This is a genomic window from Thermobifida fusca NBRC 14071 = JCM 3263, assembly GCF_001592045.1.
In the GTDB taxonomy this organism is placed as follows: Bacteria; Actinomycetota; Actinomycetes; order Streptosporangiales; family Streptosporangiaceae; genus Thermobifida; species Thermobifida fusca.
This window is the reverse complement of the sequence record NZ_BCWB01000005.1, coordinates 48,702-63,784: the sequence shown is the minus strand read 5'-3', so window position 1 is coordinate 63,784 and position 15,083 is coordinate 48,702. Positions and strand designations below refer to the sequence as shown.

At 66.5% G+C, this 15,083-nt stretch carries 13 protein-coding genes; 6 read left to right on the top strand and 7 right to left on the bottom strand.

Going from position 1 to position 15,083, the window contains the following annotated elements:
* Positions 1-934 precede the first annotated feature (934 nt).
* The 4 genes from TF1_RS00945 (at position 935) to TF1_RS00930 (ending at position 4,628) form a co-directional block, all read left to right on the top strand.
* Positions 935-1,291 carry an NUDIX domain-containing protein gene (locus tag TF1_RS00945; RefSeq protein WP_061783523.1) on the top strand — a complete coding sequence of 119 codons (357 nt, stop codon included), beginning with the start codon at positions 935-937 and terminating at the stop codon, positions 1,289-1,291.
* An 810-nt stretch (positions 1,292-2,101) separates the two neighbouring features.
* Positions 2,102-3,289, top strand: coding sequence for an RtcB family protein (locus TF1_RS00940; RefSeq protein WP_011291791.1), 1,188 nt, complete (start codon positions 2,102-2,104; stop codon positions 3,287-3,289).
* Between the two features lie 293 nt (positions 3,290-3,582).
* Complete coding sequence (locus tag TF1_RS00935) at positions 3,583-4,182, top strand: hypothetical protein (RefSeq protein ID WP_011291797.1); 600 nt, start codon at positions 3,583-3,585, stop codon at positions 4,180-4,182.
* A gap of 32 nt (positions 4,183-4,214) precedes the next feature.
* Complete coding sequence (locus TF1_RS00930) at positions 4,215-4,628, top strand: hypothetical protein (RefSeq protein WP_011291798.1); 414 nt, start codon at positions 4,215-4,217, stop codon at positions 4,626-4,628.
* 41 nt (positions 4,629-4,669) lie between these two features.
* Here TF1_RS00930 and TF1_RS00925 read toward each other — a convergent pair whose 3' ends face one another.
* Positions 4,670-5,167, bottom strand: coding sequence for a GNAT family N-acetyltransferase (locus tag TF1_RS00925; protein ID WP_061783522.1), 498 nt, complete (start codon positions 5,165-5,167; stop codon positions 4,670-4,672).
* 52 nt (positions 5,168-5,219) lie between these two features.
* Between TF1_RS00925 and mobA the strand changes: the two genes are divergently transcribed.
* On the top strand, positions 5,220-5,777 hold the full coding sequence (gene mobA / locus TF1_RS00920; RefSeq protein ID WP_011291800.1) for a molybdenum cofactor guanylyltransferase: 558 nt from the start codon (positions 5,220-5,222) through the stop codon (positions 5,775-5,777).
* A 416-nt stretch (positions 5,778-6,193) separates the two neighbouring features.
* Here mobA and TF1_RS00915 read toward each other — a convergent pair whose 3' ends face one another.
* The 6 genes from TF1_RS00915 to TF1_RS00890 all read right to left on the bottom strand — a co-directional run bounded on the left by TF1_RS00915 (position 6,194) and on the right by TF1_RS00890 (position 13,743).
* Complete coding sequence (locus tag TF1_RS00915) at positions 6,194-7,597, bottom strand: metallopeptidase TldD-related protein (RefSeq protein ID WP_016188614.1); 1,404 nt, start codon at positions 7,595-7,597, stop codon at positions 6,194-6,196.
* 32 nt (positions 7,598-7,629) lie between these two features.
* Positions 7,630-9,171 (bottom strand): TldD/PmbA family protein, encoded by a 1,542-nt coding sequence (locus tag TF1_RS00910; RefSeq protein WP_061783521.1) that lies wholly within the window; start codon positions 9,169-9,171, stop codon positions 7,630-7,632.
* Positions 9,168-9,923 carry a hypothetical protein gene (locus tag TF1_RS00905; protein WP_081638434.1) on the bottom strand — a complete coding sequence of 252 codons (756 nt, stop codon included), beginning with the start codon at positions 9,921-9,923 and terminating at the stop codon, positions 9,168-9,170. The genes TF1_RS00910 and TF1_RS00905 overlap by 4 nt, the downstream gene beginning before the upstream one ends.
* Positions 9,920-10,618 (bottom strand): hypothetical protein, encoded by a 699-nt coding sequence (locus tag TF1_RS00900; protein ID WP_038043653.1) that lies wholly within the window; start codon positions 10,616-10,618, stop codon positions 9,920-9,922. The genes TF1_RS00905 and TF1_RS00900 overlap by 4 nt, the downstream gene beginning before the upstream one ends.
* Positions 10,619-10,777: 159 nt before the next feature.
* Positions 10,778-12,136 (bottom strand): NADP-specific glutamate dehydrogenase, encoded by a 1,359-nt coding sequence (gene gdhA / locus TF1_RS00895; RefSeq protein ID WP_011291805.1) that lies wholly within the window; start codon positions 12,134-12,136, stop codon positions 10,778-10,780.
* A 182-nt stretch (positions 12,137-12,318) separates the two neighbouring features.
* Positions 12,319-13,743, bottom strand: coding sequence for an LCP family protein (locus tag TF1_RS00890; protein ID WP_152436240.1), 1,425 nt, complete (start codon positions 13,741-13,743; stop codon positions 12,319-12,321).
* A 406-nt stretch (positions 13,744-14,149) separates the two neighbouring features.
* Here TF1_RS00890 and TF1_RS00885 point away from each other — a divergent pair, with 406 nt between their 5' ends.
* Positions 14,150-15,073 carry an Lrp/AsnC family transcriptional regulator gene (locus TF1_RS00885; protein WP_016188618.1) on the top strand — a complete coding sequence of 308 codons (924 nt, stop codon included), beginning with the start codon at positions 14,150-14,152 and terminating at the stop codon, positions 15,071-15,073.
* Positions 15,074-15,083 lie beyond the last annotated feature (10 nt).

Here is a 15,083-nt window from a genome sequence, read left to right as displayed (position 1 = left end):
GCCGGGGTAACCCCGCAGTCTCCGGTGCAGCGCTGCACCGCGCCATTGCCCATTCGCGGAAAGTCGCGGGCGCGAACCCGAGAACTCCACGGCCTCCCCAGCGCGTCGCGCAGCCCAAAAGAGAAAAGCTCTGGGGGGTATATACCCCCCAGAGCTTTGTCAGCGATTGTCCGCCCTCAACACCAACACTTGAGATCGCTGACGGGATCTATTGTGCCGCACTATCTGCGCTGCTTGCACACTTTGGGCGTGGTTGTTGATTTTTTAGCGATGAAGGATGTCACAGAGCGCTAGGCAGTGCCGCGGTGGGAAAATCGCGTCTCCGACGAAAAGAAAACGTGTCTTGCATCTCGTGAAAGAGAGATGCGAAAGAAGTCACCGAGACACTCAAACTTTTTGTGAGTGAAGTGTGGCAGTGTGTCACACGAGGGGAGTGGGTGTCGAAGGCACGGGTACTCCACGGGGCCCACAAGCGAAGCGACTGCTCTGCTTGTCCAGGCTGTCACGCGATCGGGAAGCGGTGAGCGACCCGACCCACCACCCCAGCGCAGGCAAGACGGCCGGCCGGGTACGGCACCTGCCAAGGTGTACCGCCTCAGTACGCCCCAAGCACAGTCTTGGCGTCGACAGCAGACTCTCCAGCCTGCGGCCATGCGGCCGCTGAGGCCTCCCCACTGGTCGACAACAAGCGCAAAACCCATATTAAGGTCTTTTGGTGTCCTTAATGGTCCATAACCGCAGTACAGATGGGAAAATGCGGTTTCTGGCCTCTGAGGCACCCGTGAAGCGCTGTCGTCCCACCGACACAACCCCTCACTGCCCTCGAAACCAGCCATGCCGGAGCGTTACCGCAGCATCGTCGACGTCCACGTGATCCTGCCGCGCAGGGAAAAATCCTGCTCATCGAAGGCAGAACACCGGATACTGCGACGGGATGCTGCGCCTTCCTTCAGGCCACCTGGAAGAAGGAGAACCCCTCCACCAGGGCGCGGCCCGCGAACTTCGAGAAGAAGTCGGCATCACCGTCGACCCCGACACGCTCCGCCTCGCCACCATCGTCCACCACTATCGACGTCCCGGACGAGCGCGACTCGGCGCGTTCTTCGTTGCCACCCACTGGGAAGGCGAACCGGTCAACGCCGAACCGCACAAGTGCGGCCCACTCGTGTGGGCCGATCCGCACCACCTGCCCGAGAACACCATTGACTATCCAGCCCAAGGGATCCGCGCCTGGCTGGAAGGCCACGGATACGTTCCCCACAACTGGGAGCGATCACCCACCGCACGTTGATCGACATCGGGTGGCGGTTCGTAGCGACGGTGACACGCCATCCAGGTCGCAGCCCTCCCTGTCCGTCGAGGCGGTCAGGTTGAGAGAGTCAGAGTCACAGTCCCGACAGCACTTGGTCGTGTAACGCTCGGTGTTGCCGTGTGTGGCCCGGGCAGGGGAACTCTCGCTGATCCGCTGCCGCACGTGCAGGGGAGAAATAAGGATCGTCCCCACCGGGAAGCAGGCGTCGTTGGCCTCCACAGAGCCGCTCCGCAGTGCCACGCCTGCCGCTGAGGAAGCGCACGTGCGTAAGCAGACGCAACCAAGGTGGAGGGGAGCTCGCAGTCCTCGCCACGCTCCATACGCTCGTCATGCGGCGGACAGCGTCGCCGTCCAGAATGAGGGAAACCACGAACCAAGCAGAGCCTCAAACAGACAAGCCAGCCGGGCGGGCTCCCGCAGTCCGCAGTGGGGGAGAGGGCAGGTCTGCTGGAGGTGCGGAAGCCCCAAGAGAAGGGAAGATTCGCGGCTTTCGCGGCGTTGATCATTAACCCCGACGGCGGACGTCCGCCGCGACGACCAGGCCGTGCCCCGCGGCGTGCCCGTGCGGGGCAGCCAGGCACCGGCCCCATCAGCACCCCGTCCACACCCTTGGCACCTGGGAGCGTGCCGTGCCCTGGGCACCGCCCGCGGGTGCGCCTCGGCAGACCACGGGTAGGGGCGGGGAAAACCATTTGCTCTGCAAAGGCGGATCTGGCGTCATAGTGGGGCGTCTGCCCACGCTGCAGCAGTCGGCATGCTCCCGTGTCGTCACCCATGAGGAGGTAGCCCATGGCTTACACCGAGGTTTCCGGAAATCGGGTTCCGATCCGCATGTGGACCGACCCGAACACGGTCGAACCGCAAGCCATGGCCCAGCTGTACAACGTCACCAAGCTGCCGTGGATCCACGGCTTGGCGGTCATGCCGGACGTGCACTACGGGAAAGGCGCGACCGTGGGGTCGGTCATCGCGATGCGGGACGCGGTCTCCCCGGCCGCGGTCGGGGTCGACATCGGCTGCGGCATGACCGCGGTACGCACCTCGCTGCGCGCCGAGGATCTCCCCGACGACCTGCGGAAGCTGCGTAGCGGCCTGGAAGAAGCAGTGCCTGTGGGCCACGCCTCGCACCGCACCCCGGTGGATCCGCGCCGCCTGCCCGAGGTGCGCAGCCGCGACTGGGACGAGTTCTGGGACCGTTTTGACACCCTCACCGACCGCGTGCAGAGACTGCGGGAGCGGGCCCTGCACCAGCTCGGCACCCTCGGCGGCGGCAACCACTTCCTCGAAGTGTGCCTTGATGAGAACGACGCGGTGTGGGTGGTGCTGCACTCCGGGTCCCGCAACATCGGCAACGAGCTTGCCCGCTACCACATTGAAGAAGCCCAGAAGCTGCCGCACAACCAGGACCTGCCCGACCGGGACCTTGCGGTGTTCCTCACCGGCACCCCCGAAATGGAGTCCTACCGCAACGACCTGTTCTGGGCGCAGGAGTATGCGCGGCGCAACCGGGACGTGATGATGGGCTTGGCGTGCGCGGTGATGCGGAAACAGTTCCCGGGGGTGCAGTTCCCCGAGTGGATCTCCTGCCACCACAACTATGTGGCTGAAGAAACCTACGACGGCGTGGACCTGCTGGTCACCCGCAAGGGCGCGATCCGCGCCGGCCGCGGCGACCTGGGGATCATCCCCGGGTCGATGGCGACAGGAAGCTACATTGTGCGCGGCCTCGGCAACCCGGCGTCGTTCAACTCGGCGGCCCACGGCGCGGGACGCAAGATGAGCCGCAGCCAGGCCCGCAAGAGGTTCACCCAGGCGGATCTGATCAAACAGACCGAGGGGGTGGAGTGCCGCAAGGACACAGGGGTGATCGATGAGATCCCCGCGGCGTACAAGGACATCAACGAGGTGATCGCCGCCCAGACTGATCTTGTGGAAGTGGTGACGCACCTGCGGCAAGTGGTGTGCGTCAAGGGATAACCGGCTCTCCCTTTCCGCCAGGAAAGGGAGAGCTTTTTCCTTGTGGGCCGACGGGGCAGCGACTGGGGGTGAGCCCGCCACCACCTGATGCGGATGCGGGCCGCTGCGGAACACATTTCCGTGCGGTTTTTGTGGGTATCTTTCCGTGTTCCTCCCGCTCCGTTCTGGTGGCAATTCTCGTTACCGCAGGTCTTTCGGGTTTTTATGGGCTTGGATCGGGCAGACGCAGAGCGTGAAGACCTACCGTCGGGCACCTGCCCGCCAAGGAACCACCCCAGTCGAGAGGCACCACGATGGATACCGACGACATCATTGGTCTCGCAGTGTTCCTCGGCCTGGTGCTGATCGCCGCCGCCGCGATCGCTGTCTTCCGGGAAACCCGTCGCGGCGGACCGCGGCACCGGCAGCCCCGCACTGACACCGCCCACGTGCCCCGCCAGCGGGAACAGCCCGAGCACCAGGACTCAGGGCACCGACCACCCGCCCCCAGCCTGCGCACCCTCACCGAGAGCGAACGCGCCTACTACGAGAACGAGTGGGCGCGCGCCCAGGAGCGTTTCGTCGACGACCCGGCCGCCGCCGTCGCCACCGCCGACCGGCTCCTCGCCCAGGCGATGGCCGACCGCGGCTATCCCGTGGACCAGCCTGTCGCACCCGCGGCCACCGTCGACGAATACCAGCGCGTGCACCAGGCCGCGGAACGCGGCCGGACCGGAGCAGCAACCACCGAAGAACTCGGTGACGCGATGGCCCGCTACCGCGAACTCTTCGCTGAAGTGCTGGGACACGTCTCCCCGGGTGAACGGGTCTTTGGGAAGCACGCTGCCCCGGAGTATGCCGACGCCGTCGCACACCCTGCCACCGCCAACACCGGCCGCCACCGCCGCCGGTAGCGGCCGCGACACCACTAAGGGAGACGACCACCGTGGAGCACCACAGCGACGAATCCCGCAACGTCTACGCTGCTGCTCACACCCCGGAACCGCGCCACGGGGAAGAACAGCCCTATGCCCCGGAAGGCACCGATACCACTCAAGCGTTCTCCGGACCCTTGCCCCGCAGCGAGCCGGAGGCGTTCACTGACGTGCAGCGATTCCACGACCGCTGGAACCGGATCCAAAAGAGTTTCGTCGACGATCCGCGGGCCAGTGTCGCTGCCGCGGACAGTCTCGTCGGAGAAGCAATCGAACAGTTCACCGCCCGCCTCAACGAGCGCCGCCGCCGTATCGAATCAAGCTGGCAGCGGCGCAGCGAAGGCGGAAGCGACACTGAACGGCTGCGTGTGGCACTGCGGGAATACCGCACCCTGCTCGACCAGCTCACCATGGTGCCCTACTAGACCGGGCAGTGGTCCGTCGCGCCCCGCCGCAGACGAGCCGTTCACTCCTGCCCGCGGGCAGACAGCCGCAGCCCGTAGGCGAGCAGCGGCACCCCCGGCTGGGGACTCCAGTCCCGTTCCGGTAGCCGGACAAACCCTTCGGAGGCGTACAACCGCTGCGCAGCCACCATGATCGGCTGCGTGGACAGTACAAGGTGGGCCACGCCCGCGTTCCGGGCCCGCTCGATCACGGAGCGCAGCAGCAGCCGGCCGATGCCGCGCCGCTGCGCGTGCGGGGCCACGGCGAGGGCACGCACCTCGGCTTCGTCCGGCGAGAGTGTGATCTCGCTGTCCTCTTGGAACGGCCGCAGCGTGACCGTGCCGAGCAGCTCGTCGCCGTCCACCGCGACCAGCACGTCACCGATCCCGCTCGTGCCCAGCGCGCGCAGCACGGGCAGGTACGGCGAGTCGGGATCCAGTAGCCCTTGGTCGAGATAGGTGCGCACCCGCAGTTCGCCGACGTGAGGCATTTCCTCGGGGTAGGCGGTACGAACCAGCATGACTCCATGGAACCGTATCTGTGGGGCTCGCTGGTACAGGTAAGGAGCAGACGTGGACGGTTGGGACGCGGTGATTCTCGCTGGCGGGGCGGCGCGGCGCATGGGCGGTGTCGACAAGCCCGGGCTGCGGGTCGGCGGGCGCACCATGCTGGAAAGGGTCGTGGACGCGGTCCAGGAGGCGGCCACGGTCGTCGTGGTGGGACCGCCGCGCCCCCACCCTCCGGCTCGCTATGTCCGCGAAGATCCCCCCGGTTCGGGCCCGCTGTCGGCGTTGCGCACCGGGCTCGCGGAAGTCGTCTCCCCCTGGTTTGTGCTGCTCGCCGCGGACATGCCGTTCCTGGACAGTACGGCGGTAGCGACGCTGCGCACGGCTGCCGCACCCGCTGCCGGGGCCGTGCTCGTCGACGAGGAAGGGCAGTCCCAGTGGCTGGCAAGCGTGTGGCGCACCGCAGCGGTGCGTGCCGCGCTCACTGACTATGCGGGGCGTTCCCTCCGCGGCCTGTTCGCTCCCCTCACCCCGGTGCGGGTGCCGCTCGGGTGGGCGGCCCGCGACTGTGACACCCCGGAAGACCTTGCCCGCGCCCGCCGCGACTGGCAGCAGCAGAACTGATCCGAATCTGATTCTGCGTATTCTGGCTGCGGAAAGGACTTTCTACCCGGCCGTAACGGAGAAAGCACAGGAAGTCAATCAGAAAAGAAATGACGCCGGGTGGCTACGGGGGCAAACCACCCGGCGTCGCAAACGGTGTTTCGACGGGGGCTCGAAACACCGATCCGTGCGCTTCAACGGGGGACTGAAGCGCCAAACCCCAATCTACACCGGTACTCCCTGAATTAAGTCAAGAATTTATTACGACGGGATCTCGGGAGAGTTCCATGGTTTCCCTACTTTCCTCCCGAGCCCGGTATTCCACGGGCAGCACCGCACCGAATTGTTTGGCAATCCAACTAAAACGGTTTCAAAGAAGACGAGCGGCGGCGCGGAAAACCCGGGTCGCGCCGCCGCTCACCCCACGCTCCCAGACGTCACGACGCCTGGCTCACCGACGACATGTTGAAATCCGGAACCCGCATTGGCGGCATCGCCGTGAGCGGGAAGTATTCACCGAACTCGCGGGAGAACGTCGGCGTCGTCTTCCCCACCTCCGTCACCCGCTCCAACAAGCTCACTGGAGACTCGTTGAACCGGAAGTTGTTCACCGCGCCCCGCACTTCACCATCCTCCACGAGGTAAACCCCGTCCCGGGTCAGCCCGGTGAGCAGCATGGTGCGCGGATCCACCATCCTGATGTACCACAGGCAGGTCAACAGCAGGCCCCGCTCGGTCGAGGCCACCATGTCGTCCAACGACGCGGTCGCACCCGGCAGTTCGAGAATCAGATTGTCGGCCTCCGGCGTCAACGGCAGCGCCGTCATCATCGCCGAATCGTAGGTTTGGACCAGGCGCGCCAACTCCCCGTCGCTGATCCACTCCGTCGCACCCACCGGACGCCCGTTGTCGAACGCGCTGATCCGCCGCCCCGGAGCGTCCGCCAGCACGAACGGCGCACACTCCAACCCGGGCTCGGCCGGATTCGACCGCAGCCGCACCGGCAGCGGAGACAACCGTTCCCCCACCCGGGTCCCGCCCTGCGGCGACGAGAACGCGGTCCGCCCCTCAAACGCGTCCCGCGCCCCCAACTCCCAGTACAAGTCGGTCATCAAATCAGCGACCGCCGACGGAGGCAGCAGCGTCTCATACCGTCCCGGAGGAAGCTCCACCGTGGTGCGGCCCCACGAGATCCGCCGCTCCAACTCGGCTTCCAACGCCGCCACATCCACATCCGTGAAATCGCGGGTCGCCTGCCCCACCCACGTGGAATGGTGCGGCTCCTCCGACTTGGCGTTGAGGTCCAGCGTCCCCGACGGCTGGTCGTGGCGGAGCCGCAGCCCCGTCGACGTGCCCAAAAACGTGGCGGACATCGTGTGCTGCGCATAGCCGTACAACCGCACACCCGCCTGCGCCGACCGTTCGAACGCCTTTCCCAGCGCTGGAGCGAACTCGGAGAACACGCCGATGTCTGTGACCGGAACCGGCGCATCCCACTCGCTGCCGGAAGCCTCCGCGCTCGCAGGATCCACCAGCGAATACGCTTCCTTGACCGGCGCCGACCCGCGCGCCGCCTCCTCCGAGGCGCGCACCAGGTCCTCCAACTGGTCGTCCCGCAGCCCGCTCTGCGACACCGAGCCGACCCGGACCCCCGCCGCATCCTTCACCAGCGAAATCACCGTGGCCGACCGGCCCCGAGTCACCCCGTTCGTGGTGAGCGAATTCCCTGCCCAGCGCAGGTTCGCCGTGCTCGCCTCGGTCACCAGCACCATGCACTCGTCAGCACGCGACAACTCCAACGCGCGCTCGGTCATCGCCTGCGCGGACAGCGACTGGCTCACGGTTGATCCCTTCGGTTGAGAGTGCACGCTGTTCACGCCCGGGCCTCCTGAGCGGTGTTGAGCACCCGCACCCCCTCAAACAGGGCGCTGGGGCAGCCGTGACTGACCGGAGCAACCTGGCCAGGCTGGCCCTTACCGCAGTTGAACGCCCCACCCAGCACATACGTGTCGGGGCCGCCCAGCATGCGCAGCGAATTCCAAAACTCGGTGGTGGTCGCCTGGTAGGCCACATCCCGAACCTGGTGGGTGATCCGCCCGTCCCGGATCCGGTAGAACCGCTGCCCGGTGAACTGGAAGTTGTACCGCTGCATGTCGATCGACCAGCTCCGGTCACCCACGATGTAGATGCCGTCATCCACCTGGCGGATCAGCTCCCGCGTGTCCGGGCCGCGCGGATCCGGCTGCAGCGACACGTTCGCCATCCGCTGGATCGGCATCGTCGCCGGCGAATCCGCGAACGCGCACCCGTTGGACCGCTCATAGCCCATCAACTGGGAGATCCTCCGGTCCCGCTGGAACCCGGTGAGCACCCCCTCCGTGATCAACGGGAACGACGACGTCGCCACACCTTCGTCGTCGTAGCCGATCGTGGCCAGCCCGTGCTCGGCGGTGCGGTCCCCGGTGACGTTCATGATCTCCGAACCGTAGCGCAGCACCCCGATCTGATCCGGGGTGGCGAACGACGTGCCCGCATACGCGGCCTCATAGCCGAGCGCACGGTCCAGCTCGGTGGCATGCCCGATCGACTCGTGGATCGTCAGCCACAGGTTCGACGGGTCGATCACCAGGTCGTAGACGCCCGGCTCCACACTGGGCGCTTCGACCTTCTCCGCGAGCAGCTGCGGCAGTTCCGCAAGCTCCGCCTCCACCGTCGGCAGGTACTCCAAGCCCTTGCCCACCGGCGGGGAGATGGTCCGCATACTCTCCAACCGGCCCTGCGCGGTCGACATGACCTCCACCACGGGATGCACCCGCACCCGCTGCTGGGTGGTCACCGTCCCGGCAGTGTCCGCATAAAACTTCTGCTCCTTCGCCACGAGCAGGGTCGCGTCCGCGTGGTCCACGCGAGCATCCGCCAACAGCCGCCGACTCCAGTCGGTGAGCTGCTCAACCGTCTCCTGCAGTGGCACCGACCACGGGTCGACCTCATAGGACGACACCCACACCGCATCCGAATAGGTGGGCTCGGGAGCCAACTCCACCCGGTCGCTGTTCAGCACCGACGTGAGTTTCGCAACCTCGACCGCCTGCGCTGCGGTAGCGGCCGCAGCCTCCAGCGTCAGAGTCGTCTCTGCAGCAAACCCCCACGCCCCGTTGTGGACCACGCGGACCGCGAAACCGAGGACGTCGGTCTCCTGGGCGGTTTCCACCACCCCGTCGGACACCACCAGGTGACGGCCGCGGATCCGCTCCAAACGGAAGTCGGCATGGTCAGCGCCGAGGTCGCGGGCGCGCTGCAGCGCCGCGTCGGCGAGAGAACGCAGCGGAAGAGAGAGGAATTCGGAATCAATTTCGCGCACGGTGGAAACGTAACGCGTTCCGCCGTTCCTGTCAGGTGAAGGGAGGTGATTCATTGGCCGCGCCGTACATCCACGTGGACATGGTCCCGGTGTTGCAGGATGTCGTTACTCGTATCAGACGACACGTAGGGACGCCACCCTGCCAGCGCGAACTGGGCGCTCCAGATCTGGTCGTCGAAGATCACCACCGAGACTTCCAACCGTTGCGCGTGCGCCACCAGCCACTGTGCCAGCAGCCAGCCGGCGTGCCGCTGCTCTTCGCTCACCGGGCGGAAGAACACGTCGATCGCCTCCCCCCGGTAGTGGGTCGAGTCCGCGCCGTGCCCGTCACGGACCCCGCCGGGCTCAAAACCGCCAAGACTCAACTCGCCGTGCACGTCCGTCATCTCGGCGAGCAGCGTCTCAGCGCGCGGCGTCAACCCGGACGGGCCCATCTCTTCGGCTGCAAGCTCCGTGGTGGAACCGGAAAAACAGGTGAGCACCGGCCCTGGGCCGTCCGCTGGACCGGTGAGGAGCGCATCCACCAGCTGCGGGTCCACTTCCACGTCTGCGGGAGGCTCTTCACCGCGGGCCTGCAACGCGGCCGCCGTGGTCGCAGCCATCGCCTGCTGCCGGTCCACCCCCACCTGCTCCCCGGCGACCTCCACCACACACTCGGACCCCCACAGCGCGGTAAGCCCTGTTCCGACAGCCCGCCCCAGCAGTCCTGCCGTCGCGACCGCGCACACCACCACGACGGCCACGATCGCCGCGGCCACAATCCACCACCAGCGCGTCCTCCTGCGGCGGCGCGGGGGCGCGCTCACCACGCCCCCCACAGCACGAAAACCCCGCCCGCCAACAGCGTGACCCCCCACACCCGGTCCATCGTCACCCAGCGCAGCCGCATCGCGTACACACCGAAAAACTCGTAGACGAGAAGCGCAGCCAGCCCGGTAGCGGCCAGCATCGCTAGCGTGTGCACTCCCGTCGCCGCCAATCCCAGCAGCGTCGCATCCCACAAGTCAACGTGGCCCGTGCTCGCCGCCGCCCCCGCATCCGCTGTCTCCACCACCGCTGTGCCGTGGTGGCCGTGGCCAGCGTGCACGTGGCTGTGCGCCACCTGCCCCGCCAAAACCGGCAACAGCATCAGTCCTGAGCCGTGCGCGCACGCCATCACAAACGACGCGACCGCCAACTGCCACGACGACAGGTTCGCAGGATGCTGGTGACCCCGGTGCAGCGGGCCCAGCAGAAACCACACGCCCGCCACCACCAGAATGGCCGCCCCAGCCACAGAGAACACGGTGGACGTCGTCATCGCCCCCGTCACCGTGACCGCGACCGCCACCAGCGCCACTGATGCGGCATGCCCCAACGCCAGCAGCGGCAGCGCGCTCACCACCGCGGAGCGGCGACGCTCCTGCAACCCGCGGGAAACCGCCAACAACCAGCCCATCCCAGGATGAAACCCGTGGAAAATGCCCAACACAATCAGCACCCACAGTTGATTGGCGGTCATGAGCCACGACTCCGTCCCGCATACCCGTCGCCCCACGCATCATCACACGGGACCGCGGCCGTGGCAACGGTCCGCAAAGAAGACCGTGCACAGCGCAACGCGGGGTGCGCACCATGGTGCGCACCCCGCGTCCCACAACCTGCGGCGACTCTGGAGGCGTCAGATCAGGCCCTGAGCGAGCATCGCCTCAGCGACGATCTCGAAAGCAGCGATGTTGGCACCTGCCACATAGTCGCCGGGCCGCCCATAGCGTTCCGCCGTCTCATAGCAGGTGTCGTGGATGTGGCGCATGATTTCCGCGAGCCGCTTCTCGGTGTACTCGAACGACCACGAGTCGCGGGACGCGTTCTGCTGCATCTCCAACGCGCTCGTCGCCACCCCGCCCGCGTTCGCGGCCTTGCCCGGCGCGAACGCTACGCCCGCCTCCGCGAACACCCGGATCCCCTCCGGGGTCGTGGGCATGTTCGCGCCCTCCGCCACCGCGCCCACCCCGTTGCGCACCAGGGTGATAGCGTCGCGGCCGGTCAGCTCGTTCTGCGTCGCGCACGGCAGCGCGATGTCGCAGGGCACCTCCCACACGCTGGACGACGACGAGTCGATGTAGCGGACGTGGGAGCCGCGCCGCTTGGCGTAGTCGGACACCCGGCCGCGTTCGACCTCCTTGACCTGCTTGAGCAGCTCCAGGTCGATCCCCTTCTCGTCCACCACGTAGCCGTTGGAGTCCGAGCAGGTCACCACATGCGCGCCGAGCTGCTGGGCCTTCTCGATCGCGTAGATCGCCACATTGCCCGAACCCGACACCGAGACCCGCTTGCCTTCCAGCGAGTCGCCGCGGGCCCGCAGCATCTCCGCAGTGAAGAGCACACAGCCGTACCCGGTGGCCTCACGACGCACCTGGGAACCGCCCCAACTGAGGCCCTTACCGGTGAACACGCCCGACTCGTAGCGGTTGGTGATCCGCTTGTACTGGCCGAACAGGTAGCCGATCTCACGCTGGCCCACGCCGATGTCACCGGCAGGCACGTCCGTGTGCTCACCCAGGTGCCGGTACAGCTCCGTCATGAACGACTGGCAGAACCGCATGATCTCGGCGTCGGAACGGCCCTTCGGGTCGAAGTCGCTGCCGCCTTTCGCACCGCCGATCGGCAAGCCGGTCAGCGAGTTCTTGAAGATCTGCTCGAACCCGAGGAACTTGATGATGCTCAGGTTCACCGACGGGTGGAACCGCAGCCCGCCCTTGTAAGGTCCCAAAGAGCTGCTGAACTCCACCCGGAAACCCCGGTTGACGTGGATCTCACCGGAGTCGTCCATCCAGGGCACCCGGAAGATCAGCTGGCGCTCCGGCTCACAGAGCCGCTCGATGATCTTGGCGTGGCTGATGTCAGGGTTCTTGGCCACCACGGGGCCGAGGCACTCCAGGACTTCGCGAACAGCCTGGTGGAACTCGACCTCCCCCGGGTTACGCCGCAGGATTTCCTCGTAGATCGGGGACAGTTTCTCATCGAGATTCGCCGACATGGTCGCCTCCGGTTCGGGGCGCACCTCGCAGGCACACCCCGGCTCGGGGCGTGCCGGGAGGAAGCACCGGTTGTGGCCGTATGGGGTTGCATCACGGGCGCCCCGTTGAGCCCGTACCCCGTTCGCTGATCATAGACGCCGTGGCTACCGCCATGGTCCGGCAGGGCCGGTCGTCATGCATCTTAAGGGCACAATTCGTCGAGCGCGGTCGCCTCCTCTCCCACCTGCCGGCCCGGGGAATGCGGGGTGGGTTCCGGCTGCTCAGCGGGTGTTTCACCGGTATCTGCCGCAGAAGACTCCGGGGAAAGCCCCACATCCGGGGCAGCATCCTCGCCGGAGGCAGCAGGCAGCGGTGTGTCGTATACCGCATGGTGCACCAGGGCGCGAATGTGCTCCCAGTCCGGGTAGGCGGTGTTCACCTGCGGCGGGGAAAGCTGCAGGGTCTCCATGTCCGCCTTGGCGACCTTTTCCGCCAACTCCACGAAGTGGGGGAGCTTCGGCTGGGGGATGTCGGTCCGCAGCGTGCTTTTCGCCGCCGAGGCCAGCGACCGGAAACTCGTGAGGATCGTCGCCGGATCAGCCTGTTCCGCCACGTACTTGATCAGACAGCCCTGGCGGCCCATGCGCGAATAGTCGTCGCTGTTGACCCGTGTCCGGCCGTACCACAGCGCTTTACGGCCATCAAGGAGCTGCCAGCCCGCGTCAATGTACTCGCCGCGCTGCCCGTAGGGGAGCGGCTCCTCCAAATAGACCCGGATGCCGCCGATCGCGTCGATGATGTCCTCAAACCCCTGCATGTCGACCAGCGCGTAGTAGTCGATGTCCAAGCTGATTGCGAAACCGATCACTTTTTTGAGCGTGTCCGCTCCCGGGTCGGTGGCATACGGGTTGATCGCCAGCGCGGGCTCGTCGACCACCGTCTGGTAGACCTCGTTGAGCAGGTTGTCGAACCCGTACGGCGCAGGGTAGCGCTCTGCCAGTGCCGTCCCCTCCGGGAACGGCACGTTCTCCAGGTTGCGGGGCAGCCCGATGAGCACGACGTCACCGGTCTCCACGTCGATGCTGGCCACGATCATGGTGTCGGTGCGCATCCCGTACCGGTTCTTGCCCGCGTCACCGCCCAACAGCAGCACGTTGACCCGGTCCTGGCCGTTCCACGGGTCTGCGTCGTCGTGCGGCTCACTCCCCGCCGACTCGAACAGTGTCGTGGACACGTCATAGGCGGTGTAGGAGACGTAGCCGACTGCGGCCGCAGGTGAAGCCACTGCCACGCACAGCACGGTGACCACCGCGCCCGCGACGAGCCGGCGGCCGAACGTGCGGGACTCGGGCCGCGTGATCACGTAGGAGTGGACCACCACGGTCATCCACAGCACCGCCACCACGAACGCGGTCACACCCATCAGCAGCAGCCAATGGTTCTGCGTGGCCAATGTGGCGCTCAGCACGAGGTTGCCGCTCACCACCAGGCCACCACCGACCAGGGCCGCGATGAACAGCAGGTAGCAGGTGAGAATGACGGCCCCGGCCCAGCGCCGTCCCATGCGTACATGGGCTATTCCAGGAAGCACTGCGGACGCCGCAGTCCACAGCAGCGCTTGCGTCATGCTCATTGGGCGACCGGGGGCGGGGGTCGACCGCCGTCTTCTGCCCATGGGGTCCGTTCCCTTTCTGCTGTCTTCCTAGGCGCCCGGGCGGTGGCGGGGTTGGGAGACCGCGGCCATGGTCTCCCACAACCGCAGGGGCGCGCTGTCGTGCCCACACCAGTGTCGCGCTTCACAGGAGTCGCTAAGACCGTACTCCCGTGAAGGGAGTGTCCACCGGCGGAGTGATTTGTCCTGATATCTGGATGCTATGTCTGTTTCCTGGGGATTATCTGGCCGAAGTCAGCCCCATTTTCTTCCGCGATCGGTAGTTAACAGCCTCAGTAGCTGCCATGATCAGGCCGCAGGAGGGGGCGACGCCCGGGGGGACAGGGGCGTCGTCAAAGAGCAACGAAAGGCACTACTTATCGTGCTCGATGCGGTCGACGCAGCGCTGGTACGAGCGCTGCAGGGGGACGGAAGAGCAACGTACCAGGCACTAGCAGACCAGGTGGGACTGTCACGCACGGCAGTCCGCGCCCGCGTCAAGCACCTCATCTCCACCGGAGCCATCCGGATTGTCGGGGTGCTGCACGCTGGCGTCATGGGAATGGAGGTGTTCGGACACATTTCACTTCGTGTTTGCGGACCAGTACGACCAGTCGTCGACGAACTCACCCGGCGCGAAGCCGTCGTCTTCGTCGCACAAACCGCGGGACGCTTTCCTGTCGTCGCCCACGTACGGGTCCGCGACGACGCCGCACTCTCCGCGGAACTCACCCACCTCCGCGCCATCCCCGGCGTCGTCGAAGCTGAAGTCTTCCGCGGCGACCAGATCACCAAAGACGAATACTCCAGCGTCCGGCCTCTGCGGAACATCTCCATCGACCCGCTGGACTGGCGGCTTGTCCGCTGCCTCCAAGCTAACGGACGAGCCTCCTACGCGGACCTCGCCCGCACCGTGGGCCTCTCCCAGGCAGCAGCGCGCGCCCGAGTCGTCCGGCTGCTCGACGCAGGTGTCATCCACGTCACCGCGCTCATTGAAGCTTCCGCTGTCGGCGTCACCGAACGGCTCGGCTTCGGTCTGCGGTGCCGCGGCGACGCATCCGCCCTCGCCGACAACCTCGCCTCCCTGCCCGGAATATCGTTCGCCGCCACAGGGTTCGGCAGCTACGACATCGTCGGCGGAGTCACCGCAACAGACCGGCGCACCATCGTCGACACTCTGGAAACGATCCGCCGCGCCCCCGAGGTCAGCTACACCGAAACCTGGGACTACCTTGCCGTCGCTAAAGAACGGCAGCGTATCGACGGCCACTCCTACACCACAATCCCGCACCCCCGCGGCGGGTGAACCGCGCCGT

What these genes read in the sequence shown, in the direction of transcription:
- TF1_RS00940 (WP_011291791.1), top strand. Translation starts at nt 2,102, where the DNA reads ATGGCTTACACCGAGGTTTCCGGAAATCGGGTTCCGATCCGCATGTGG.
- TF1_RS00900 (WP_038043653.1), bottom strand. Translation starts at nt 10,618, where the DNA reads ATGACCGCCAATCAACTGTGGGTGCTGATTGTGTTGGGCATTTTCCAC.
- TF1_RS00925 (WP_061783522.1), bottom strand. Translation starts at nt 5,167, where the DNA reads ATGCTGGTTCGTACCGCCTACCCCGAGGAAATGCCTCACGTCGGCGAA.
- TF1_RS00935 (WP_011291797.1), top strand. Translation starts at nt 3,583, where the DNA reads ATGGATACCGACGACATCATTGGTCTCGCAGTGTTCCTCGGCCTGGTG.
- TF1_RS00890 (WP_152436240.1), bottom strand. Translation starts at nt 13,743, where the DNA reads ATGACGCAAGCGCTGCTGTGGACTGCGGCGTCCGCAGTGCTTCCTGGA.
- TF1_RS00945 (WP_061783523.1), top strand. Translation starts at nt 935, where the DNA reads ATGCTGCGCCTTCCTTCAGGCCACCTGGAAGAAGGAGAACCCCTCCAC.
- gdhA (WP_011291805.1), bottom strand. Translation starts at nt 12,136, where the DNA reads ATGTCGGCGAATCTCGATGAGAAACTGTCCCCGATCTACGAGGAAATC.
- TF1_RS00910 (WP_061783521.1), bottom strand. Translation starts at nt 9,171, where the DNA reads ATGAATCACCTCCCTTCACCTGACAGGAACGGCGGAACGCGTTACGTT.